At 71.6% G+C, this 23,760-nt stretch carries 18 protein-coding genes; 3 read left to right on the forward strand and 15 right to left on the reverse strand.

The genetic code is table 11. The features are described 5' to 3' along the window. Window positions 1-67: 67 nt before the first annotated feature. Complete coding sequence (locus LRD69_RS05390) at window positions 68-3,400, reverse strand: hypothetical protein (RefSeq protein WP_277325403.1); 3,333 nt, start codon at window positions 3,398-3,400, stop codon at window positions 68-70. Window positions 3,401-3,517: 117 nt separating this feature from the next. Between LRD69_RS05390 and LRD69_RS05395 the strand changes: the two genes are divergently transcribed. Then, complete coding sequence (locus LRD69_RS05395; RefSeq protein WP_277325404.1) at window positions 3,518-4,222, forward strand: nucleotidyltransferase domain-containing protein; 705 nt, start codon at window positions 3,518-3,520, stop codon at window positions 4,220-4,222. A 292-nt stretch (window positions 4,223-4,514) separates the two neighbouring features. Here the strand turns inward: LRD69_RS05395 and LRD69_RS05400 are convergent, their stop codons facing one another. The 14 genes from LRD69_RS05400 to LRD69_RS05465 form a co-directional block, all read right to left on the reverse strand. Continuing rightward, window positions 4,515-5,285 (reverse strand): nucleotidyltransferase domain-containing protein, encoded by a 771-nt coding sequence (locus LRD69_RS05400; RefSeq protein ID WP_277329628.1) that lies wholly within the window; start codon window positions 5,283-5,285, stop codon window positions 4,515-4,517. An 18-nt stretch (window positions 5,286-5,303) separates the two neighbouring features. Then, window positions 5,304-6,326, reverse strand: coding sequence for an ADP-ribosylglycohydrolase family protein (locus LRD69_RS05405; protein WP_277325405.1), 1,023 nt, complete (start codon window positions 6,324-6,326; stop codon window positions 5,304-5,306). Further along, window positions 6,323-7,057: an NUDIX domain-containing protein gene (locus LRD69_RS05410; RefSeq protein ID WP_277325406.1), complete on the reverse strand. Its 735-nt coding sequence runs from the start codon at window positions 7,055-7,057 to the stop codon at window positions 6,323-6,325. Before LRD69_RS05410 ends, LRD69_RS05405 begins: the two co-directional genes overlap by 4 nt. Beyond that, window positions 7,054-8,133 (reverse strand): AAA family ATPase, encoded by a 1,080-nt coding sequence (locus tag LRD69_RS05415; protein ID WP_277325407.1) that lies wholly within the window; start codon window positions 8,131-8,133, stop codon window positions 7,054-7,056. Before LRD69_RS05415 ends, LRD69_RS05410 begins: the two co-directional genes overlap by 4 nt. Continuing rightward, a complete protein-coding gene (gene pnuC / locus LRD69_RS05420; protein ID WP_277325408.1) occupies window positions 8,130-8,783 on the reverse strand; it encodes a nicotinamide riboside transporter PnuC in 654 nt (217 codons plus the stop codon). The genes LRD69_RS05415 and pnuC overlap by 4 nt, the downstream gene beginning before the upstream one ends. Window positions 8,784-8,913: 130 nt before the next feature. Further along, on the reverse strand, window positions 8,914-10,029 hold the full coding sequence (locus LRD69_RS05425) for a pseudouridine synthase (RefSeq protein ID WP_277325409.1): 1,116 nt from the start codon (window positions 10,027-10,029) through the stop codon (window positions 8,914-8,916). Next, window positions 10,029-10,679 (reverse strand): SMC-Scp complex subunit ScpB, encoded by a 651-nt coding sequence (scpB, locus tag LRD69_RS05430; RefSeq protein WP_277325410.1) that lies wholly within the window; start codon window positions 10,677-10,679, stop codon window positions 10,029-10,031. Before scpB ends, LRD69_RS05425 begins: the two co-directional genes overlap by 1 nt. Then, window positions 10,676-11,860 carry a segregation/condensation protein A gene (locus LRD69_RS05435; protein WP_277325411.1) on the reverse strand — a complete coding sequence of 395 codons (1,185 nt, stop codon included), beginning with the start codon at window positions 11,858-11,860 and terminating at the stop codon, window positions 10,676-10,678. The genes scpB and LRD69_RS05435 overlap by 4 nt, the downstream gene beginning before the upstream one ends. Window positions 11,861-11,967: 107 nt before the next feature. Next, window positions 11,968-12,573 carry a hypothetical protein gene (locus LRD69_RS05440; RefSeq protein ID WP_277329629.1) on the reverse strand — a complete coding sequence of 202 codons (606 nt, stop codon included), beginning with the start codon at window positions 12,571-12,573 and terminating at the stop codon, window positions 11,968-11,970. Further along, a complete protein-coding gene (locus tag LRD69_RS05445; RefSeq protein ID WP_277325412.1) occupies window positions 12,570-13,688 on the reverse strand; it encodes a ParA family protein in 1,119 nt (372 codons plus the stop codon). Before LRD69_RS05445 ends, LRD69_RS05440 begins: the two co-directional genes overlap by 4 nt. A 369-nt stretch (window positions 13,689-14,057) precedes the next feature. Next, on the reverse strand, window positions 14,058-15,173 hold the full coding sequence (gene ald / locus LRD69_RS05450) for an alanine dehydrogenase (protein ID WP_277329630.1): 1,116 nt from the start codon (window positions 15,171-15,173) through the stop codon (window positions 14,058-14,060). A 144-nt stretch (window positions 15,174-15,317) separates the two neighbouring features. Then, on the reverse strand, window positions 15,318-17,381 hold the full coding sequence (locus LRD69_RS05455; protein ID WP_277325413.1) for a tetratricopeptide repeat protein: 2,064 nt from the start codon (window positions 17,379-17,381) through the stop codon (window positions 15,318-15,320). Window positions 17,382-17,594: 213 nt separating this feature from the next. Further along, the gene (locus LRD69_RS05460; RefSeq protein ID WP_277325414.1) at window positions 17,595-18,221 is read right to left on the reverse strand and encodes an NUDIX hydrolase; all 627 of its coding nucleotides are present in this window, start codon (window positions 18,219-18,221) and stop codon (window positions 17,595-17,597) included. Between the two features lie 88 nt (window positions 18,222-18,309). Next, window positions 18,310-19,983, reverse strand: a complete 1,674-nt coding sequence (locus LRD69_RS05465) for a CTP synthase (protein WP_277325415.1) — start codon at window positions 19,981-19,983, stop codon at window positions 18,310-18,312. Window positions 19,984-20,382: 399 nt separating this feature from the next. On the opposite strand from LRD69_RS05465, the gene LRD69_RS05470 reads away from it, so the two are divergent. After that, window positions 20,383-22,185 carry a glycoside hydrolase family 15 protein gene (locus LRD69_RS05470; RefSeq protein ID WP_277329632.1) on the forward strand — a complete coding sequence of 601 codons (1,803 nt, stop codon included), beginning with the start codon at window positions 20,383-20,385 and terminating at the stop codon, window positions 22,183-22,185. A gap of 156 nt (window positions 22,186-22,341) precedes the next feature. Beyond that, entirely contained in the window at window positions 22,342-23,751 is a 1,410-nt protein-coding gene (locus LRD69_RS05475) for an FAD-binding oxidoreductase (RefSeq protein ID WP_277325416.1), read from the forward strand. The last annotated feature ends 9 nt before the right edge of the window (window positions 23,752-23,760 follow it).

Raw genomic sequence — 23,760 nt, forward strand, 5'->3', positions numbered from 1 at the left:
GATTATCGACAATGTCGACCAGAACCAGGGCTTCTGCCACTCGGGCCCCGACAGCGAACGGCCGCCGTCAGACCAACGGTCTGCGGATGTCCGCCAGCAACGCGGCCTCGGCGACATCCGCGTACGCACTGCCCCGCAGCGCGGCCAGCTCGGCCGGCCATGGCTGCGCCCAGCGCGTGCTGTCCCCCGCCCGCACGACGAGGCACAGAGCCGCGAGCCCGGCGGCGGCCGCACCGTGTGCGCGCAGCGCCGCGACCACGGGACGGATCGCTGCAACGGGTACCACTCCCCCCGGCCCCCGCCACAGCTGTCCCAGCACGTCACGACAGCCCGGCCGGTCCCCGGCGAGCTCGAGCCACCGCTCCCACCGGTGCCACACTCCGGCAGCCTCATCCACCGCCTCCAACGACGAGACGGCCGCGAGCAGAGCCACCTCGGAGGCCGAGTGCAGGAGCCCCGCCGCCCTGAGGGCCTCGGTGACGGCGTCCAGGGCGCCGATCGGGCACGGCCCGTGATACCGGCGGTTCAGGGAGTCGAGCACCCGCAGAGCCGTCCGCCGCTGCCCGTACTCCCCGTCCGTCGAACGGGCCTGGCCCACCACCTCGTCGAGTGCGGTCACCAGCGACGACCGCCCGTCCACCGTGGTCGCCCACTCGCACAGCAGCTCCGCCGCGGCGGAGCGGACCCCGTGCGGGCGGTCGGCGTCGCACACCACGGCCGCGACGACCGCGCGCAGCCGGTCGGTGGCATGCGCCGGCCCGCGCAGCGCCCGGGCGGCGGCGTGGGCGGTGTCCGCCTCGGCGGTGGCCAGGGTGTGCGCGAGAAAGCGGCGCAGAGCGTCGGCGGCCAGCGCCCGCTCCGGCCGGGCCGCCATCACCCGGTCCCCGACTGCCGGATGGTGCAGCTGCCCGGCCAGCCGCTCCGCGACACCGGGCACATCCATCCGGACAGCGAGTATGTCGGCCATGGTGGCGTGGACATCGCGGTGCTGACCCGGCGCGTCCCAGCCGGCCAGCACGGCGGTGAACGCATCCGGCGAGGACAGGGCCGCCAGCCCGTGCACAGCCGCCTTCCGACTGCCGACAGAGCTGGCGACATCCCGGACGACGGAGGCGAACCGGACCACAGCCTCGCCGTCCGGCGCCGTACCGAGCAGGGTCCGGACCCCCGACATCGCGGCCCTCCCCCGCACCCCGCCCGTCCCGGCGCGGCCCAGCAGGAACTCCAGGGTCCGGGGATGGGCGCGGACCCCGCCGCTCTCGGCGGCTCGCTCACCCAGCGCGGCGAGGGCGGCCGCGGCAACGGGCTGCGGCGCGGTGTCGGCCAGCGCACGCAGACCGGCGCTGTCCCCCAACAGAGCCACGGCGTCCGTCCGTTCCCGTAGCGGCACCTCGTCGTCGAGGGTCGTACGTGCCAGGTGGGCGTCGAGCAGGGCCCGCTGACGCGGCAGCCAGCGCCCAAGAACGCTCCGCCGCATCCGCGGCGCCCACTGCGGCGGCAAGTCGGGGCCGATGGCCGTATCGAGCAGATCGGTACGGCGACGGGCGACCGTGTCCCAGACGGCCGGCACGACGGCCGCCGCCGGATCGACGGCCAAAAGCCGGGCGCAGCGCTGCTCCCGGGTGGCCGGATCGGCCAGCCACAAGGCCGCCGCTCGTTCGGCCGGCTCCCCACGCGGACCCTCCAGCGCCGCCCGACCGAGCGCCACGTCGAGAGTGGGAAGGTGCGGCAACTGACGAACGAGCAGAGCACCGATCAGCCCGTGGAACCGGGCGGAACGGCTGGTGGACTGTGCACGGCAGCGCTCCCACACGCCGACGGCGGCGTCCCGGCCCAGCGGCAGTGGCCGGACGGATCCTGACCCACGCGGGTCGGCGAGGACCTGGGTCAGCAGACCGATGACCGCGGCGGCCCGCCCCTGGTCACCGGCGCGGGCGGCGTCCACCACGGTGCGCCGAAGCCAGTGTTCGGCGGTGGCGAGGGTTGCCGCATTCGAGTCACGGGACTGGGTGGTCGTCATCGCTGCGTCCCGCAGAGCTGTGATCGGCGCCGCGCCCAGCAGTGCGTCCGGGACGGAGCCGGCCGCCCCGAGTGCGGCGCGGCGCACCATCTCCTGGTCGTGCCAGGCCCGTTCGCAGGAGGTGAGGATCCGGGCATACGTCTCGGGATCGCCGTGCAGTGCGGCGCATGCGAGCAATGCGGGCCAGGCAGAGGCCCGCTCGAAGGGGCGGTGCGCGCCGGTGCCCTCCCGCAGCAACGGTTCCGCTTCGGCCGGCGGCAGCAGGGCCGCGATCAGGCTGCGTCGACCGGCCCTGCGCCGTACGCGGCCCGCCAGCCACCCCGTGACGATCTCTGCACGGTCGGCGGGTGCCAGGGCGGCGAGGGCGCCGATCTCGCTCAGCGACACGTGCGACACGTCGCCCAGCCGGAACTCGACCGCACACCGCCGCTCGGCCGGCGGCAGCAGGGCGAGCAGCGGTTCCGGCGTGACCGCCGATGCGGTCGGACCGGTCCACCGGCTTTCTATGCGCAGGACGCGGGCGAGCAGCGCGATGTCTTCCCGGTCACAGGCCGCGAGAGCATTCAGCACCCGTCGCGGCAACGGTTTCTCGGACAGCGGGATCCGTTCGGTGCCGGTACGGCGCAGCGCCGCCACCATCGCGCCCGGGTCCCGGAGGAGGAGGGCCGCCGCTTCGCCGGTGACCAGGTGCGGAGCCCGTTCGAGGAGCAGCATCCCGGATGCCGGGTCGCGCTCGGTGAGGCGGTTGACGAGGTAGGGGCTGCGGCGGCGCAGACCACGCGGTTCGTTCGGGCCGAAAGGGTCTGCCGGCAGTCTGTCGGCAAGATGGGCGGCGACCGCGGCGGGGGCGGTACGGGCGAGGGCGTGCAGGATGCCCGACGGCACCTCGGACAGCCGCGGCAGCCACTGGCCGGCCGTCTGCGGTGTGCAGGCGGGGAGCAGTCGGGCAGTGTCCTCGTCGCCGAAACGTTCATGGACCTGGGCGACCAGCCGGTCTGCGAGCGCGGACCGTCGGGACAACCGAAGGATCCGATACGCGTGACGGCGTACGGAACCGATCTCGTTCAACACCAGCCAGGCCAGGGCTTGTTCGTCGACCGGAAGTCTGATCGCGGCGGCCAGCGCCCGGGAGCGCAGCAGCGGGTCGGCAAGGGCCCGGGAGACAGCGTCGAGATCGTGACGGGCGACGGCCAGGAACAGGGCGAGATGGCGTTCATCGGGATCGCCGGCGTCCAGAGCGGCGTGCGCGGCACGATAGCCGGAGCCGTCCAGGGAGCGGGTGTGTTCGGCGATGGCCCGCATGCGGGCCGGGTGCGGCAGGTGGTCGAACCTGGAGTACAGAACGGCTACTTCTTCTCTGCGGTACGAAGGTGTCGTCATCGCGCTCACCGGAGGGTGGCGCGCCGAGCCTTTCGGATCATCATGCGGACGATGCTGGCACCGGGACTCCCCTACCGCAACGCGTTTTCCCCGAAGCCCCTCACGTACCCTCACCCGATGACCACCCCCGATGCCGAGGCTCTCGTACGCGACCATACGGTCTACTCCTGCGTGATGGGCTCACGCGCGTTCGGGCTGGCCACGGACGCGAGCGACATCGACCGCCGGGGTGTGTACCTGGCCCCGACCCCGCTGTTCTGGCGGTTCGAGAAGCCGCCGACCCATGTCGAGGGCCCCGCCGACGAGCAGTTCTCCTGGGAGCTGGAACGCTTCTGCGAGCTGGCACTGCGCGCCAACCCCAACGTTCTGGAGTGCCTGCACTCGCCCCTGGTGGAGCGGGTCGACCCGGTCGGCCGTGAACTCCTGTCCCTGCGCGGCGCATTCCTGTCCCGGCTCGCCCATGAGACCTTCGTCCGCTACGCGTGGGGGCAGCGCAGGAAGCTGGAGGCGGATGTCCGGCAGTACGGCGCGCCGCGCTGGAAGCACGCCATGCATCTGCTGCGGCTGCTGGCGAGCGGCCGGGACCTGTTGCGCACGGGTGAACTCACGATCGACGTGGGCGAGGCCAGAGAAGACCTGCTGGCCGTGAAGCGGGGCGAGGTGCCGTGGCCGGAGGTGGAGCGCCGCATGACGCGCCTGGCCGAGGAGAACGACGAGGCGGCACCGGGCTCCCCGCTTCCGGCGGAGCCGGACCGGGCCCGGGTGGAGGACTTCTTGATCCGCACCCGCCGGGCGTCGGCGCTGTCCCCCCGCACCGGCTGAACGGCCCCGCCCGCAACCACCACCGGCCGGCTGCCGCACGACGGCCGGTCCGGGGCCGCACAGAATGGCCCCGCTGGGGGACGAACACAGACCGGGCGCACCCGCGTCGCACCCGAAACGCTCGTCGCCCGAGGAGACGCCGCGGACGGGTCCCGGACCACCACGAACAGCGCCGGCGGGGTCACCCCGTGGGCCTGCCACCTCACGGACCTGCGCCCCAGGGACGCCCCGGGGGCCGGCACCTCGCGAACGAGCACCCCTCAGGCGCGTCCTGAGACCGGGCGCGGACCCCTCAAGCCCCCAACCGCGCACGCACCACGAGCTCATGCAGCCCGTCGAAGCCCTCGCGTCCGGCCGCCTCCGGCAGCCCCGACGCCCCCTGTGCCTCGTCGAGCACCCCGTGCAGCGCCTCCACGTCCGCCCGCGCCACCGCACCGCCCGGAACCTCTGCAGCCGCGTGCTCCGCCTCGGCCTTGGCCGCGATCAGATCCGGCAGATATCCCGGCGCGCCCACCTGCGTCAGCAGCGTCGGCAGATGCGCCCGCACCTCACCGCTGCGCATCAGATGAATGCCGGTGAGCAGCGCCCGGAACGTGTAGAGCAGCGGCTTCAGTTCACCGGTCTTCTCGAACAGCCGCCACTGCGTGTTCGCGAATCCCCGGTAGTGGTGCGCATGGTTGCGCGTCACCACCGCGGGCGCCAGTTCGACCAGCTGCGCGTGCAGCTCACTCGTGTGCACCACCAGTGGCGACAGCAGCTGCTCCAGCACATAGCCGTTCGGCTTCAGCATCAGCCGGACGAACTTGCGCAGATCATGGGTGACGAGGTCCATCTCGACCCCTTCCCGGTCCCACATCCGCGAGCGCGTCTCCTCGGGCTCGCGCAGCCCGACGAGATCCTCCGCGGGCAGGAGGTGGACCCCCCGCAGGTCCACGTCCGAGTCCCGGGACGGGAACCCGTACAGATGCGCCCCGGAGACCGTCGCGAACAGCAGCGGGCCGGGCTCCTCGGCGAGTACCGGGCCGAAGTCCGTGACCGGCAGCCCGGCCTCGTGCAGGTGCATCGTGTTCGTACGCATGGATCAAGAATCCCAGAGCGCCCCCAGCGACAGCAGATCGCTCCGGTACTCGATGCGCTCCGACCATTCCTTGGGCCACGCCTGGGCCCCCAGATGCGCCCCGGCCAGCGCCCCGGTCAGGCAGCCGATCGAGTCGGAGTCGCCGCGGGTGCAGGCGGCCCGGCGCAGTGCGGTGACCGGTTCGTCGGGAAAGAGCAGGAAGCAGTGCAGGGCCGTGGCGAGGGCGTCCTCGGCGATCCAGCCGTCGCCCGTCGTCTCGCACGGGTCGTCCTCCGGGGACGGGTCGAGCAGGGCGTCCTGGACCCTCGCCAGTGCGGTCAGGCACTCGTCCCAGCCGCGCCGGATGTAGCTCTCGCCCGACTCGTCGCCCGCGTACCGCCACAGGTCGCCGAGCCAGCGCGCGAGGTAGCGGTTGCTGTTCTCGTACGCGTACGAGCGCAGCCGGCCGATCAGTTCCGCCGGTTCCGTGCCCTGTGCCAGCAGGTACACCGCGCGCGCCATGAGGTCGGAGGCGGCGAGCGCCGTGGGGTGGCCGTGGGTGAGGGCGGCCTGCAACTGCGCCGAGCCGGAGCGCTGTTCCTCGCTCAGTCCTGGTGCGAGTCCGACCGGCGCCACCCGCATATTGGCGCCGCACCCCTTGGAGCCGGTCTGACTGGCCTCCTGCCAGGGCCGCTCGCTGTCGAGCAGCCGGCAGGCGGTCATGCAGGTGCGGCCGGGTGCCCGGTTGTTGTCCGGTGAGTGGTACCAGTCGACGAACTCCTCGCGCACCGGCCGGGCCAGCCGCAGCGGGGTGAGCAGTCCGCGGTCCATGGCGGTGCGGATGCCGCGCGCGAGGGCCAGTGTCATCTGGGTGTCGTCGCTGACATGGGCGGGGTTCGGCAGCCGCATCTGCCGCCACGGCCCGCACTTGGCGAGGATGGACGGCACGTTGTTGAACTCGGTCGGGAAGCCCAGCGCGTCACCGAGCGCGAGCCCGGTCAGCGCGCCGGTGGCGGCGCCCTTGGTCACGGTCCTGGTCACGATCACGTGCATCGTCCTTCCGGTCGCAGGAGTGGAGGGTGCAGGGCGGTGGCGGCACCCGCCCGGTACAGAGCGGCCGGCTTTCCCCGTCCGCCGGTGCGGCGCGGCGATCCCTCCACGGCCTGGACGAAGCCGGGGGTGGTGAGGACCTTGCGCCGGAAGTTGGGCCGGTCGAGCTCGACGCCCCAGACCGTCTCGTACACCTGCTGGAGCTCGCCCAGGGTGAACTCGGCCGGGCAGAAGGCGGTGGCCAGGCAGGTGTACTCGAGCTTGGCGCCGATCCGGTCGTGCGCATCGGTGAGGATCCGGTCGTGGTCGAAGGCGAGCGCGCCGACCGCCCCGGCCTCCCACCAGCGGGCGGTGGCCGCGTCCCCGCCGCCGCGCGGCTCCGGGAGGTCGGGGACGAGTGCGGTGTACGCGACGGAGACGACCCGCATCCGGGGGTCGCGGTCCGGCTCGCTGTAGGTGCGCAGCTGTTCCAGGTGCAGGGCGGAAACGGTGGCCTCGGTCAGCCCGGTCTCCTCGGCGAGCTCGCGGCGGGCGGCGGACTCGGCGGACTCGCGGGGCAGGACGAAGCCGCCGGGCAGCGCCCAGTGGCCCTTGTACGGGTCCTCGCCGCGTTCGACGAGCAGCACGTGCAGGCGGCCGTCGCGGACCGTGAAGACGGCGAGGTCGACGGTGACGGCGAACGGTTCGAAGGCGTACGGGTCGTAGCCCGCGGGGGCGCCGGTACTCATCGTCTCTCCGGGAGGGGTGCGGCGAAGTTCCAGCCCGCGGCGAGCACGGCGTCGACGGCGGCGACCGCGGTCTCCAGGCGTTCCTCATGAGCCCCGGCCAGCTCGACGAACTCTCTTCCGGTCCGGGTGAGTTCGGCCCGGAACCGGTCGGTCATCCATGGGCGCAGCTCCTCGCCGTCGCGCAGCCCGTCGTCCTCGAAGGCGACGCCTTCGTGGTCGGTGAGCAGCCACAGATGGTGGGCGACCCGGTCTGCGGTCTGTTCGACGCGCGGGTTGCGGCCGCCGACGTACCGCTCGTGCCAGACGGTGGTGGCGAAGGAGTCGGTGTCGCAGAAGAGCACCGGGGACCCGGTCCGGGCGGCCGCCTCCTCCTCGGCGTTCTGGGCCGCGGCGATCAGCGGGAAGTCGTCGGTGGTGAAGGTGACGTCCTCCCACTGGGCCCGGGGCCGGCGGGCGCGCAGCGCGGCCAGTTTCTGTTCACTGAACTCCCGGCCGTACTCGGCGACGTACCGGGTCTGCGCCCAGACGCCGCCGCGCCGCCGGTAGTGGTCGGCGAGGGCCCGGGCCATCGTGGTGGTGCCGGTGGACTCGGCGCCGAGGACGACGATGCGGCGGGCGAGCGCGGCCCGGACGGGCGGTTCGAGGAAGTCCCAGCAGCCGACCGGGTCCTTGCGGACCGCGGTGCCGGAGACCGGGAAGACCGTACGGTCGGGGTCGACGCAGACGGATTCGGCGCCGAACCGGCGGGCCAGTTCGTCCCCGTACGACTCCGAGGTGAAGACGGCGTCCACCGGCTCCGGGACGGCCGCGGTGAAGACGGCCATATGGGCGTCCCAGACCGCCGGGTCCTGGAGGTCCATCCGGTTGTCGTCGACGGTGCCCACGACGCGTACGTCCGGGTGCACCTCCCGCATCCAGGCGACCCGGTCGGCGAGCGGGACCGACTCAACGGAGGCGGCGCAGACCAGAACGGTGAGCCGCTCGCAGCGGTCCTGGGCGGTGCGGACGAGGTGGTGATGACCGGCGTGCGGCGGATAGAACTTCCCGAGCACGAGCCCGTGCCTGAACCGGATCACCCCGCCACCTCCGCCAACTCCCGCTGGGGGACGAAGAGATCACGCTTCCAGTTGCGCAGCCCGATCAGGCACAGCGTCAGGAAGCCGGCGTACAGCAGGGATGTCAGGTAGAGCTCCTTGTACGCGTAGAGCGGGATGTACACCACATCGGCGGCGATCCACAGCCACCACGACTCGACGAGCTTCCGGCACTGCCCGTACGTCGCCGCCAGGGAGAGCGCGGTCGTCAGGGCGTCCCAGAACGGCACGGTGGAGTCGGTGGCGTGGCCGAGAAGGACGGTCAGAGCGGCGGTCCCCGCCACCCCTGCCGCGCACAGCCGCATCCATTCGGTGCGGGTGGTACTCCGCACCGGCAGGTCCGGGGAGCCCGGTCCACCCCCGTGGGTCCAGGTCCACCATCCGTACACGGCAAGGGCGATGAAGACGATCTGCAGGCCGGCGTCGGCGTACAGACCGGACTCGGTGAACAGCAGGATGAAGAAGAGGTTGTTGGCAATGCCGATCGGCCAGTTGGCGAGGTGCTGGCGGGCCACGAGCCAGACGCACAGCGCGCCGCTGCCGAAACCGAGCACCTCGGTCCAGCTGACCGGGGTGTCCAGGACGGTCGCCAGGGGTTGCTGCAGGGGATCGAGGATGTCCGCGAGACTCACACCCGCCTCCTTAATAGTCAACTTGACTATAAAGGCGATCCGGTGGCAGCAAAAGGCCCGCGGCCGGTTTCCTGTTCGAAAATCGAAACCAGGAACCGGCCGCGGGCCGAAGAGCGGACGCCGTCGCGGGTTACAGACCGACCTCGCGCATCAGCATGCCCACCTCGGTGTTGGTGAGGCGGCGCAGCCAGCCGGACTTCTGGTCGCCCAGCGGGATCGGCCCGAAGGACGTCCGCACGAGGCGCTCGACGGGGAAGCCGGCCTCGGCCAGCATCCGGCGGACGATGTGCTTGCGGCCCTCGTGGAGGGTCACCTCGACCAGGTAGTTCTTGCCGGTGTTCTCGACGACCCGGAAGTGGTCGGCGCGGGCGTACCCGTCCTCCAGCTGGATGCCGTCCTTGAGCTGCTTGCCCAGGTCGCGCGGGAGCGGCCCCTGGATGGCTGCCAGGTAGGTCTTCTTCACGCCGTACTTCGGGTGGGTCAGCCGGTGGGCGAGCTCGCCGTGGTTGGTGAGCAGGATGATGCCCTCGGTCTCGGTGTCCAGCCGGCCGACGTGGAAGAGCCGCGTCTCACGGTTGGTGACGTAGTCGCCGAGGCACTGACGGCCGTCCGGGTCCTCCATCGAGGAGACGACACCGGCGGGCTTGTTCAGCGCGAAGAAGAGGTACGACTGCGCGGCGACGGTCAGACCGTCGACCTTGATCTCGTCCTTGTGCACATCGACGCGCATGCCCTGCTCGACGACGATCTCGCCGTTGACCTCGACGCGGGACTGCTCGATCAGCTCCTCGCACGCACGGCGCGAGCCCATGCCGGCCCTGGCCAGGACCTTCTGCAGACGCTCGCCCTCCTGCTCGGCACCGGGGTGCGTCTTGGGCGTCCTGATGTCGGGCTTGTTCGCGTACCGGTCCCGGTTGCGCTGCTCGATCTTGGCGTCGAGCTCGCGCGGACGGGACGGGGCGCCCTGCGGTCCACGCCGCGGGCCGCCGCTCCTGGCTCCGCCCTGCGGCGGCTTCGGGCCGCCCTTGGCACCACCGCGGGCAGCGGCGCCGCGGCCCTTGCGGGGGCCCTCACCGCTCTTCTCGCCGGCGCCGGTGCCGCCCACGTCGTAGCGGCGCTCCTCGGGGCGGGGCCGGCGGGGGCGCTTGTCCTGCCTGTCGTCGCGTCCGGCGCCGCCACTCCGGGGGTTCCGGTCGCCGCCGCTCTTGCCGCTGCCGCTGCCGCTGTTCCTGCCACTGCTTCGCATCAAAATTCCGTCTTGTCGTCTGCGTGAGTATCCGGGGTGTCCGGTGCGTCCGGATCGAACGACGGCACACCCTCTAGCGTCTCAGCCTCGATCGCGTCCGCCTCGGGGAGGAAGGGCGCGAGCTCCGGGAGCTCTTCCAGGCCGCGCAGGCCCATCCGCTCCAGAAAGTAGTTCGTCGTCCTGTACAGGATCGCACCTGTTTCGGGTTCCGCGCCCGCTTCCTCGACCAGGCCCCTCTGCAGGAGGGTCCGCATCACGCCGTCGCAGTTCACACCGCGCACCGCGGAGACCCTCGACCGGCTGACCGGCTGGCGGTACGCGACCACCGCGAGGGTCTCCAGCGCCGCCTGGGTGAGCCGGGCCTGCTGGCCGTCCAGCACGAAGCCCTCGACGGCCTCCGCGTACTCGGGGCGGGTGTAGAAACGCCAGCCGCCCGCGACCAGCCGGAGATCGAATCCCCGTCGCTGCACGGTGTACTCGTCGGCCAGCTCCCGCAGCGCATCGGCGACGGCCCGCCGGGGCCGCTCCAGCACCTTGGCCAGGTGCTCCTCGGTGGCGGGTTCGTCGACGACCATGAGGACGGCCTCCAGGGCGGGCTTGAGCTCAAGATCCGCGACGGTGCCCGCACCGGTGGGGCGCTGCTCGCTCATGCCTGCACATCCTCTTGCACGTCCATGTCCTGCACCTCTTGATCGAACTCGTCCGTCACCGCGGGCTCGGCGCCCTCTCCCCCGGCCCAGCGCACCCTCAGCTCGCCGAGCGCCTCCTCCTGGTCGAGGGTGACGGCCTTCTCCCGGTACAGCTCCAGCAGCGCGAGGAACCGGGCGACGACGGTGAGGGTGTCCGTGGCGTCCTCGGTGAGCCCCCGGAAACTCATCTCCCCCGCCTCCCGCAGCCGCGCCACGACGATCTCGGCCTGCTCGCGCACGCTGACCAGCGGGGCGTGGATGTGGTCGACGTACACCTGCGGCTTGGGCTTCGGCTGCATCGCCTTCACGGCCAGCCTGGCGAACCCCTCGGCGCCGATGCTGATCACCACTTCGGGCAGCAGCTCGGCATGGTGTGGCTCCAGCCCCACGGTCCGGGGAAAGCGCCGCCCCTCGGACTCCAGGCGAGCGCTGAAGATCTCCGCGATGCGCTTGTAGGCGCGGTACTGCAGGAGCCGCGCGAAGAGCAGGTCCCGCGCTTCGAGCAGCGCGAGATCGGCCTCGTCCTCGACCTCGGCGGCAGGCAGCAGCCGGGCGGCCTTGAGATCGAGCAGCGTCGCGGCGACGACGAGGAACTCCGTCGTCTGGTCGAGGTCCCAGTCCGCGCCCATGGCCCGGATGTGGGCCATGAACTCGTCGGTGACCTTGGAGAGTGCGACTTCGGTCACATCGAGCTTGTGTTTGGAGATGAGCTGCAGAAGAAGATCGAACGGCCCCTCGAAGTTGGCGAGCCGGACGGTGAACCGCCCGTCGTCGGCGGGAGCGGCGCGGTCGGACGCGGGGCCGGACTCCGCGTCGGCGTCCGACGGGTCCGGGCCGACGGCCGAGGGGCCGGGGTCGACGGCCGAGGCGCCTGGCCCGGCGGCCGACGGGGCCACCGTCGTGACCGGGACGCCCGCGTCTCCGGCCGGGACGCCCGCGTCGGACACCGACGGTTCCACGGCGTCCGGAGCCACCGCCGCGGCGTCGGCAAGGGGGGTGGCGGGTGACGCCGCACCGGCGGCCTCCCGCTCTCCCGCGGCAAGATCCGCGGCCGGCGCCCCCGCGCCCGGCGAAGGCCGGCCCCCCGGACCGCGCCCCAAGGGGCGCCGGGGCGTGCGGGCGGGCTCGTCGGTCGTCGGCATGGGGGTCCAGGGTGCGGCGCGGATACGGGCGGGAGGTGGGCCCTGCGGAGAGGGCCGGGCTGCTCGGCGGCGGCCCTCCTGGGCAGGCTACCGGCCCGCCGTGCCGGTCAGCGGCCGCGCAGCCGCCGTACAAGAATGCTCGCGTCGCCCCGCGACTCCAGGTCCGCGAGAACCACCGCGACCGCCTCACGGACGATGCGCCCGCGGTCGACGGCGAGTCCGTGCTCGCCGCGCAGCACGAGCCGCGCGTGCTCGAGATCCATCAGTTCCTCGGCCGAGACGTAGACGGTGATCTTCTCGTCGTGGCGTTCCCGGCCGCTGGGCCTGCGGTTCGCCCCGCGCCCGCCTCCGCGTCGGCGCTGCTGCTGGACGGCGGCAGCCGCCTCCTGCTGCTGAGCGGCGGACGGTGCCACACCCGGGGGCTGGGGCCGGCGGCCCGTCTCGGCGACTGCCGCCCGGTCGTTCTCCCCGCCGCGGCTGCGCGAATCCCCCGCGTCGGCGTCCGCCGCCGAGTGCTCCTCCCCGGACCGCGCGCTGCCGGCTCCACCGGTTTCGGCGCCACCGGATCCGTCCGCCGCGGAATCGCTCTCACCGGCCGGAGCCGGCACCCGCGGCTCGCCGTTCGCCTTGCGCCGCCGCTCCGCGGGGGACGAGGACTGCAGCCCCATCCCCCCGGTGGTACGGAACAGTTCGTCGGCCCCGGGCAGACTCACTCGGCGTGACACCGGGCGAGCACCTCCCTGGCGAGCTGGCGATAGGCGGCGGCACCGACCGAGTTGGAGGCGTACGTCGTGATGGGCTCACCGGCGACCGTGGTCTCCGGGAAGCGCACCGTTCGCCCGATCACCGTGTGGTAGACGTGCTCGTCGAAGGCCTCGACGACCCGCGCGAGGACCTCACGGCTGTGCACCGTACGGGAGTCGTACATGGTGGCGAGGATGCCGTCGAGCTCCAGCTCGGGGTTGAGCCGCTCCTGCACCTTCTCGATGGTCTCGGTGAGCAGCGCGACACCGCGCAGTGCGAAGAACTCGCACTCGAGCGGCACTATCACCTTGTGAGCCGCCGTCAGGGCGTTCACCGTGAGCAGGCCCAGCGACGGCTGACAGTCGATCACGATGTAGTCGTAGTCGGCCATCAGCGGCTTCAGGGCGCGCTGCAGCGTGGACTCCCGGGCCACCTCACTGACCAGCTGCACCTCGGCGGCCGACAGGTCGATGTTGCTCGGCAGCAGGTCCATGTTGGGCACGGCGGTCTTCAGGAGGACCTCGTCGGCCGACATGCCCCGCTCCATGAGCAGGTTGTAGACCGTGAGGTCGAGCTCCATCGGGTTGACGCCGAGACCGACCGACAGGGCGCCCTGCGGGTCGAAGTCGACGAGCAGGACACGGCGTCCGTACTCCGCGAGGGCGGCACCCAGGTTGATGGTGGACGTGGTCTTGCCCACGCCGCCCTTCTGGTTGCACATCGCGATGATCTTCGCGGGACCGTGATCGGTGAGCGGGCCCGGGATCGGGAAGTAGGGCAGGGGCCGACCGGTCGGGCCGATCCGCTCGCGGCGCTGACGGGCAGCGTCGGGCGCGAGGGTGGCCGCGTACTCCGGATCGGGCTCGTACTCGGCGTCGGGGTCGTAGAAGTGCCCCTGGGACACTTCCTCGAAGTCGGCGAAGTGGGCGGTCTCCCGGCCACTCTCGTTGCCGGCCATGGCGTTCACGTGTAGGCCGTCCATCATCTGGGGGGCTGTCGTCATGTGCTGGTGGGTGGCGAAGGTGCGGACAGCGACGGAGCCGACAGCCTCCAGCCCGATCGGGCTCTGGCCCCGTGCAGGCATCCCTGGTTGAACACCCCCGGGAGTAAATGTCGACTCATTCACAAGTCGTCTTACCTCCTTGGACGTGACCAGGAAACTTATCGATAGGTCAGCGTGACACCATGCCGACGATTGGCGACTCTATGGCGTGTCACCGGTTCGCAGCAACACAATCCGCCGGACCCGGCCCGATGTGTCGGCAATCGAACACCCCTGTGTCAAGGGCGCGCGGTCGCTCCGGCGCACCTTTCACCGGTGCACGAAACGGGTAAACGGTTACGTTCGACGCGAGTTGGACAGGCCGCTCGCAGTGGCCCGACATGCGTCCGGCCGGACCTTGCTCGGCAAGGTCCGGCCGGACGCATGAGGTTGACGAAAGATGTTGACTCGTCAGCCGAGAAGCGTGCTCAGCTCGACGTGGTCCAGCCCGTGCGCCTGCGCGACCTCGGGGTAAACGACCTGGCCCTCATGGGTGTTGAGGCCCTTGGCGAGTGCGGCGTCACGGCGCAGCGCCTCGACCCAGCCGCGGTTGGCGAGCTCCAGGATGTACGGCAGCGTGGCGTTGGTGAGCGCGTACGTGGAGGTGTTGGGCACCGCGCCCGGCATGTTGGCGACGCAGTAGAAAACCGAGTTGTGGACCATGAAGGTCGGCTCGGCGTGCGTCGTCGGGTGCGAGTCCTCGAAGCAGCCACCCTGGTCGATCGCAATGTCGACAAGTACACTTCCGGGCTTCATCTTGGCGACGAGCTCGTTGGTGACCAGCTTCGGGGCCTTCGCGCCGGGGATCAGCACGGCGCCGATGACGAGGTCGGCCTCGATGACGGCCTTCTCCAGCTCGAAGGAGTTGGAGACGACGGTCTTCACCTTGGTGCCGAAGACCTTGTCGGCCTCGCGCAGCTTGTTGATGTCCCGGTCGAGCAGCGTGACGTGGAAGCCGAGACCCACGGCGATCTGCGTGGCGTTCCAGCCGGAGACGCCGCCGCCGATGACGACGGCCTCGGCGGGCGCGGTGCCCGGAACGCCGCCCGGCAGCACACCGCGGCCGCCGACCGAGCGCATCAGGTGGTAGGCGCCGACCTGCGGGGCCAGCCGGCCCGCGACCTCGGACATCGGGGCGAGCAGCGGCAGAGCGCGGTTCGCGGTCTCGACGGTCTCGTACGCGATGGCGGTGGTGCCGGACTCCAGCAGCGCGTCTGTGCACTCGCGGGAGGCGGCGAGGTGCAGGTACGTGAAGAGCGTCTGGTCCTTGCGGAGGCGGTGGTACTCCTCGGCAACCGGCTCCTTGACCTTCAGGAGCAGCTCGGCGGTGGCCCAGACCTCGTCGGCCGTGGGGAGGATCTGCGCCCCTGCGGCGATGTACTCCTCGTCCGTGATCGAGGATCCGGCGCCGGCGTTCTGCTCGACGACGACCTGGTGGCCGTTGCGGACGAGCTCATGCACACCGGCAGGCGTGATGGCCACGCGGAACTCGTTGTTCTTGACTTCGCGGGGGATGCCGACCTTCACGTCGATCACGGTCCTTGGCTCAGAGGGTTACTCCAGGCATAGCGGTACATACCCGGATACACACAGTGTAAGTGGAGACACCGCGAACCAACGCGGCAGAGCCAGTTTAATGAAGGACTTCACACTGTCTAGCCTTACAAAGCATTAATTTTCAGTCGACCCACTGCGGATTTCGCAGGCTGGACCTTCCTTGGCCAGGAGTCTCTCCGCCACACCCCGGTGCAACCGGGCCGCAGCCGGGTCGCCGAGCCTGTCGAGCGTGTCGGCCAGCCGGAGCTCCAGCGCGGCCTGCAGCCGTACGTCCTTGGCCCGGCGGGCCCACTCGACGGCCTCCTGGCAGGTGTGCAGCGACTCCTGCGGCCGCCCGGCGTACTCCTGCACCCGTGCGGCCTCGCTGAGCGCCCGCGCCTGGGCGGGCAGGTCGCCGAGCCTGCGGTACCCGGCCGCCGCGGCCCGCCAGTTCCGCAGCGCCTCGCCGTACTGCCCGGCATAGGTGTGGACGGCGCCGAGCCGCCCGTACAGCCTCGCCTCGTCGGCACGCTCGCCCTGGGTGAGCCGATGGGCGAGCGCCCGGCCGTACCAGTCGGAGGCCCGGTGGAAGTCCCCCAGCTCGGCGTAGGCGCCCCCTACGGATTCCATCGCCCTGCCCGTCGCATACGGGTCCTTCGCCGCCCGTCCGGCGTCCAGCGCGGCCCGGTAGCGGGTCAGCGCCTCCCGGGTACGGCCGGTCCTGGCGTCCAGATCGGCGAGATTGAGCAGCGCGGCCGCCTGCTCGCGGTGCAGCTCGCGCCGCTCGGCGACGGCCAGTACCAGTCCGTGCAGTCCGTACAGATCCGGTGCGGCGGCCTCGGTGCCCTGGTGCACGGCCAGCGCCCGCACCAGTGCGGCCACCAACCGCCGCGCCAGGGTGTCGAGTTCACCGTCCTCGACAGCCATCCGGGCAGAGGCGAGCAGGGCCGGCCGGCGGATCCGCAGCCAGGCGGCGGCCGCCTCGGGGTGCGGAAAGCGCAGCGAGCGCGGCAGCCCGGCGAGCTTGCCGAAGGCCGGGGAACCCTCCGGTTCGGTGACCGCCCGGCAGGACTGGAGCTGCCGCACGGTCCGCTCCAGCATCCGGGCCCTGGCCAGCTGGATCTCGGCCGGCCGGTCCCGGTCGGCCAGCAGGGCGCTCAGCAGCGGGGCGAGGCAGCCGGGCACCTCGTACTGCGGCAGCTCCGCGCCATTGGTCCGCAGCAGGCCGAGACCGACGAAGTCGTCGAGGGTCGACTGGGCGGCCGAGACCGAGCAGCCGGCCAGCGCGGACGCGGTGTGGGCGTCGGCGAGCCCCGCGGGGGCGAGCGCGAGCAGTCGCAGTATCCGGGCGGCGGGCTGCGGCAGGGACTCGTGGACGAGCCGGAAGGCGCGGGCCAGCGGGCGGGCGCCGGTGGGCTGCTCGGCGTCGTCCGGCAGCTCGCGCAGCTGCTTGGCGGCGTCGGCGACCGACACCAGGGGGTGGGCGGCGAGCCAGCCGCCGATCATGACCAGGGCGGCGGGCTGTCCGCCGCACTCCTCGGCGAGCCTCTCGGCGGTCCGGGGGTCCACGGTGATCCTGACCTCGCCGATGATGCGGGCCAGCAGCTGTACGGCGGATTCCGCGTCGAGGCCGCCGAGGGTGCACGGGCGGACGCCGGGGATGCCGGTGAGCGGGCCCTGGGCGGTGGCGACGACCAGGCAGTCCGGGTTGTCCGGCAGCAGCGGGTCGACCTGTTCGGCGTCGGACGCATCGTCGAGCAGCAGCAGGACCCGGCGGTCGGTGAGGGCCTCGCGGAGCGACTCGGACAGTTCGTCCCCGTCCGCGCCGGGCGGGCCGGCGACCTCCAGCTGGTCGAGGAGGTCCCGGGCGGTGCGTTCGGTGGGGACGGGGACGCCGCCGAGGTCGGTGAGGCGGGCCCGGAGCAGCCCGTCGGGGTAGTCGCCGGTGTCCAGCAGGGCGCGGGTGAGTTCCTCGGCGAGCGCGGTGCGCCCGGAGCCGGGGCGTCCGGCGATCAGCAGCACCCGGGCACGGGCCGCTTTGCGGCCGGCCAGGGTGTCCAGTCCGGCCCGTTCGACATCGGCCTTCAGCTCCTTCAACTCGCGTGTGCGGCCGAAGAATTGGGGTGGGGTGGCGCCGGACGGCCCCTCGGTCCCCGCTGCCGTCGCCGGGCCGCTGGCGTCCACCACCTGATCCGTCACGGGCCACGCTCCACTTCGCTGCACGCGTTGCCCACCGGGACTCCGGTCAGGGCATTCCGAGCGTAGTTCAGGCGGGTGCGTGGTCACGGTGGAGCGCGGCGGGGACATCCCCCGATCGGATCAGCAGATTGTCCGATCGGGGGATCTCTCATCGCCCGGGAACCGTCATTCCGACGGACCGTCACATGGTCGGGCCATCGGGTCGATGTGCCGTCAGACCTCGAACGGCCTGGCCGGCCACGGCGCCTGAGCCGGCCGCAAGGAGTCGATCCCGTCGCCCGCAAGCGCCGCCGCGAGCGAGAGGACGCCCACCACGAGGCAGTTGTTGTGCAGTTCCCCTGCGAGCGCCCCCCGCACGAGCTCCTTCAGCTCCACCCGGGCCAGCTCCATGTCGGCCTCCTCCTCGGAGACCGCGAAGCGCTCGCCGTCGGCCTCGGAGAGATTCCGGGCGAGGAAGATCCGCACGGCCTCGTCGCAGCCGCCGGGCGTGGTGTACACATCGGTCAGCACCCGCCAGTCCTCGGCCTTGACGTACGCCTCCTCGTAGAGCTCCCGCTGCGCCGCGTGCAGCGGGTTCTCCCCGGGAACATCGAGCAGTCCGGCCGGGATCTCCCAGAGCTTGTGCCGCACAGGGTGCCGGTACTGCCGCAGCACGAGGACCCGGCCCGCGTCGTCGAGCGCGAGCACGGCGACCGACCCGGGGTGGACCTGGTAGTCGCGGCGCACGACGGAGCCGTCGGGCATCACCACGTCGTCCGTGCGGACGCTGGTCTTGTTGCCCGTGAAGGGGGTCTCGGTCGCGGTGACCGGCCACTCCTCGGGCGTGTCCTGGATACCCATCTACGTCCTCCCACAAAAAACGAAACCGGGGTACGGATCCTCAGTGGATCCGTACCCCGGTCAACGGTAACGCCTGCGTACGGTCGGACTACTTGCCCGACGTGGTGCCCTGCTCGCCGCCGGTCTTGCGCTCCACGGCCGCCTTCACCAGGCCCGCGAACAGCGGGTGGGGGCGGGTCGGGCGGGACCGGAGCTCCGGGTGCGCCTGGGTGGCGACCAGGTAGGGGTGGATCTCGCGCGGGTACTCGACGTACTCGACGAGCTTGTTGTCCGGGGAGGTGCCGGAGAAGACCAGACCGGCCTTCTTCTCCAGCTCGGCGCGGTAGGCGTTGTTGACCTCGTAGCGGTGGCGGTGGCGCTCCTCCACGTACGGCTGGCCGTCGTACGCCTCACGGACCAGCGAGCCCTCGGCGAGCTTCGCCGGGTACAGGCCGAGCCGCATGGTGCCGCCCAGGTCGCCGGCGCCCTCGACGTACGCGAGCTGCTCCTCCATCGTCGAGATGACGGGGTGGGCGGTGGCGGCGTCGAACTCCGTGGAGTTGGCGTCGGGGATCTCGGCGAGGTTGCGCGCAGCCTCGATCACGATGCACTGCAGGCCGAGGCAGAGGCCGAGCAGCGGCACCTTGTTCTCGCGGGCGTACTGGATGGCGCCGATCTTGCCGTTGACACCGCGGTCGCCGAACCCGCCGGGGACGCAGATCGCGTCGACGTCGGAGAGCTGCTTGGCGGCGCCGGCCGGGGTCTTGCAGTCGTCGGAGGCGACCCACTTGACCTTGACGCGGGCCTTGTTCGCGAAGCCGCCGGCCCGGATGGCCTCGGTGACCGAGAGATACGCGTCGGGCAGGTCGATGTACTTGCCGACGAGCGCGACGGTGACCTCGTGGTCGGGGTTGTGGACGCGGTCCAGCAGGTCGTCCCAAGTGGTCCAGTCGACATCGCGGAACGACAGGTCGAGCTTGCGCACGACGTACGCGTCCAGGCCCTCGGTGTGCAGCACCTTCGGGATGTCGTAGATCGACTTGGCGTCCACGCAGGCGACCACGGCGGCCTCGTCGACGTCGCACATCAGCGAGATCTTGCGCTTGATCGCGGTCGGTACGTCGCGGTCGGCGCGCAGCACGATGGCGTCCGGCTGAATACCGATGTTCCGCAGCGCCGCGACCGAGTGCTGGGTGGGCTTGGTCTTCAGCTCGCCGGACGGGCCGATGTACGGCAGCAGCGAGATGTGCACGACGAAGACGTTGTCCCGGCCGACCTCGTGGCGGACCTGGCGGACGGTCTCCAGGAACGGCAGCGACTCGATGTCGCCGACCGTGCCGCCGACCTCGGTGATGACGACGTCGACGTCGTCGGTCGCCATGCGGCGGATGCGGTGCTTGATCTCGTTGGTGATGTGCGGGATGACCTGGACGGTGTCACCGAGGTACTCGCCGCGCCGCTCCTTGGCGATGACCTGCGAGTACACCTGGCCGGTCGTGACGTTGGCGGAACCGTCGAGGTCGACGTCGAGGAAGCGCTCGTAGTGGCCGATGTCCAGGTCGGTCTCGGCGCCGTCGTTGGTGACGAACACCTCGCCGTGCTGGAACGGGTTCATCGTGCCCGGGTCGACGTTCAGGTACGGGTCGAGCTTCTGCATCGTGACCCGAAGGCCCCGCGCCTTGAGCAGGGCACCCAGGCTGGAGGCAGTCAGACCCTTGCCGAGGGAGGAGGCGACACCCCCGGTGACGAAGATGTGCTTGGTCGTCGTGGATGTGGGCTGCATAGCCAAAGGGGGCTCCCGTGGTCGCGGATCTTGAGGTGCGTACCGGCGTTGCCGTCCGGAAGACTCCGGAGGTGCCGTCGCTGCGGTTCGGGGGCCTCGTCCGCGGTTGCTGACGACCACCGGTCCACGGGCTACCAGGGTATCAGCGACTGGGAGAGGCTGCTTCCGGCCACACCCGCCGCGCAAGATCACCGCACCGTGTTCGAGCCCCACCCGTTCGGCTCAGACGTGTTGCCTGGACCGTCGCGCGGATCATGGACGTGCGTCGTATCCTGCTCGGACACTCGCAGCCGGGCGACCCATCGAGCCCTCGGCTCCCCACAACAACCCCTTGCAGCGACCTATTTACCCGCGGTAAGCGCCCCACGGGGCGACGTGGCCGTTCGACTGGAGATGCACGTGGCCGGGCGCATCGAGGATTACGCACTCATCGGAGACATGCAGACCGCCGCCCTGGTCTGCCGGGACGGTACGGCCGACTGGCTGTGCCTGCCCCGCTTCGATTCGCATGCCATCTTCGCGGGACTGCTGGGTACCGAGGAGCACGGCTTCTGGCGCCTGGGACCAGCGCACGCGGAGGGGACCGAGCCGCCGACGGCGGACCGTCGGCGTTACCGGGGCGACTCCCTGATTCTGGAGTCGGAGTGGGACACGCCGCGCGGCACGGTCCGGGTGACCGATTTCATGCCCCCGCGTGACGGCGCACCGCAGCTGATCCGGATCGTGGAGGGGATCAGCGGCCGGGTGCCGATGCGCTCCGAGCTGCGCATGCGGTTCAGCTACGGACGGGTGACCCCGTGGGTGCACAAGGTCGACGGCCGTACGGTCGCGATGGCCGGCCCGGACTCCGTCTGGCTGGACACGCCCGCCGACACCTTCGGCGAGAACCTGACGACGTACTCCGACTTCATCGTCGCCCCGGGCGACCGGATGGCCTTCACCATCAGCTGGCAGCCCTCGCACCAGGAGCCGCCCGCGCTGCCGGACCCCGAGGGCTCGCTGGACGCGACCGAGGAGTTCTGGCGCGAGTGGGTCGAGCACTGCACGTACCACGGCCCCTACCGTGAGGCGGTGGTCCGCTCGCTGATCACGCTGAAGGCCCTGACGTACGCCCCGACCGGCGGCATCGTCGCCGCGCCGACCACCTCCCTGCCGGAGGACATCGGCGGCTCGCGCAACTGGGACTACCGCTACACCTGGCTGCGCGACGCCGCGATCACCCTCTCGTCGCTGCTGCGCACCGGCTACCGCGAGGAAGCCCGCGCCTGGCGCGAGTGGCTGCTGCGGGCCGTGGCCGGCGACCCGGAGAACCTGCAGATCATGTACGGCATCGCAGGTGAGCGCGAGCTCGGCGAGGCCGAGCTGGACTGGCTGCCCGGTTACGAGAACTCCGCCCCGGTCCGGGTCGGCAACGGCGCGGCGGGCCAGCTCCAGCTCGATGTGTACGGCGAGGTCACCGAGGCGCTGCACCTCGCGCACATGACCGGCCTGACCCGCAACGACTACGCGACAGGGCTGCAGCTCAAGCTGATCAGCTATCTGGAGAAGCACTGGGACGAGCCGGACGAGGGCATCTGGGAGGTGCGCGGGCCGCGCCGTCACTTCGTGCACTCCAAGGTGATGGCCTGGGTCGCCGTCGACCGCACCATCAAGCTGATCGAGTCCGGCGACACCGACGGGCCGCTGGAGCGTTGGCGGGAGCTGCGCGACGACATCCACCGCGACGTCTGCGACCGGGGCTACGACAAGGAGCGCAACACCTTCACCCAGTCGTACGGGTCCAAGGAGCTGGACGCGTCGCTGCTGCTGATTCCGCAGATGGGCTTCCTGCCGCCGGACGACAAGCGGGTGATCGGCACGATCGAGGCGATCCAGCGGGAGCTGTCCACGGAGGATGGGTTCGTGCTGCGCTACCCCACAGCGGGCGAGGAGGCGGGCGTCGACGGCCTGGAGGGCGACGAGGGCGCGTTCCTGGCGTGTTCGTTCTGGCTGGCGGACGACCTGGCGATGATCGGGCGGGTCGACGAGGCCCGGCAACTGTTCGAGCGGCTGCTGTCGCTGCGCAACGATCTGGGGCTGCTGGCGGAGGAGTGGGACGCGAGGCTGCAGCGCCAGGTGGGGAACTTCCCGCAGGCGTTCAGCCACGTCCCGCTGATCGACACGGCGCTGCGGCTGACCGCGAGCGGGGCCTACGTCGGCTGACCGGCGTGCGGGATCCCGGCCCGCGAGGCCGCAACGGCACGCCGGTGGATGGCGTGGCAGGACCGTGTTCACCGCCCGGCCCGGGCCGGCCAGGGCGAGACTTCGCGACGCTGCCTACGATGGAAGCGACCTGTCACGCCCTCGGAAGGGGGCATCATGACGCCCCGCACCACCGGCATCAGCAGCACGACGGCCGGCGCCCTGGACGGTCTGCGCCGGGACTTCGCCGGCGCGGCCTTCGCCCCCGGTGACGCCGGATACGACGAGGCGCGCACGGTCTTCAACAGCATGATCGACCGGCGTCCCGCGGTGGTCGCCCAGTGCGCGTCGCAGACCGACGTGGCACGGTCCGTGCGCTTCGCACGTGAGCACGGTCTGGAGATCGCGGTCCGTGGCGGCGGCCACAGCGTCGCGGGCATGTCGTCCACCGACGGCGGCCTGGTGGTCGACCTGCGCCGCATGAACGGCGTGACCGTCGCACCGGCCGACCAGGCGGCACGTATCGGCGGCGGCGCCCTCATGAGGGATCTGGACCGGGCCACCCAGCCGTACGGTCTGGCGACCACCGGGGGCCGGGTCTCCACCACCGGCGTGGGCGGCTTCGTGCTCGGCGGCGGCTCCGGCTGGCTGGAGCGCAGCTTCGGCCTGGCCTGCGACAACCTGCTGGCCGCCGAACTGGTGACGGCGGACGGCAGCGCCGTCCACGCGAGCCTCGACGAGAATCCGGAACTGTTCTGGGCACTGCACGGCGGCGGCGGGAACTTCGGCGTCGTCACGGCCCTCACGCTGAATCTGTACGAGCTGCCCGCCATGTCCTACCTGATGGTGCTGTACCGCCCCGAGGCCGGACCCGAAGTCATGCGTACCTACCGCGACTTGATGACCTCCGCGCCGGACGCGGCCGGCGGCGCCTTCCTCTACTTCACCGGGCCGCCGGAGGACTTCGTACCGGAGCACCTGGTCTCCACGCTCGTCTGCGCGGTCCTGATCACCTGGACGGGCCCGCTGGCCGAGGCCCTCGACGTGGCCCGGCCGGTCCTCGCCATCGGCCACGAGGCGGAGTCGATCTCCGACATTCCCTACGCGGAGCTGCAGTGCATGCTCGACGACCCGCCGGGACTGCGGAACTACTGGTCCGCCGAGCATCTCGACAGCCTCCCGGACGAGGCGGTGGACCTGTTCTGCGCACGCGCCCCCGACATGCCGGTCCCCTCCAACTCGCAGCACGTCCTCTTCCCGATGGGCGGCGCGGTGGCGCGGGGCCCCGCCGACTACCCGCTGCCGTGGCGCGCCGCCCCCTGGGCGGTGCACCCCTTCGGCATCTGGGAGAGCCCGTCCGACGACGAGCGCGGCAGGCAGTGGGTACACCATGTGCGCGCCGACGTCCGTCCCTGGTCCGGCGGCGCCGTCTACCTCAACTTCATCGGACGCGAGGGCGAGGACCGCGTCGTCGCCGGACTCGGCGCCGAGAACTACGCCCGCCTCGCCGCGGTCAAGGCCGCGTACGATCCCGACAACGTGTTCCGCCTCAACCACAACGTCGCGCCGGCCGCAGCCGGCCCATGAACTCCCCCG

This window comes from Streptomyces sp. JH14 (assembly GCF_029428675.1).
Taxonomy (GTDB): Bacteria; Actinomycetota; Actinomycetes; order Streptomycetales; family Streptomycetaceae; genus Streptomyces.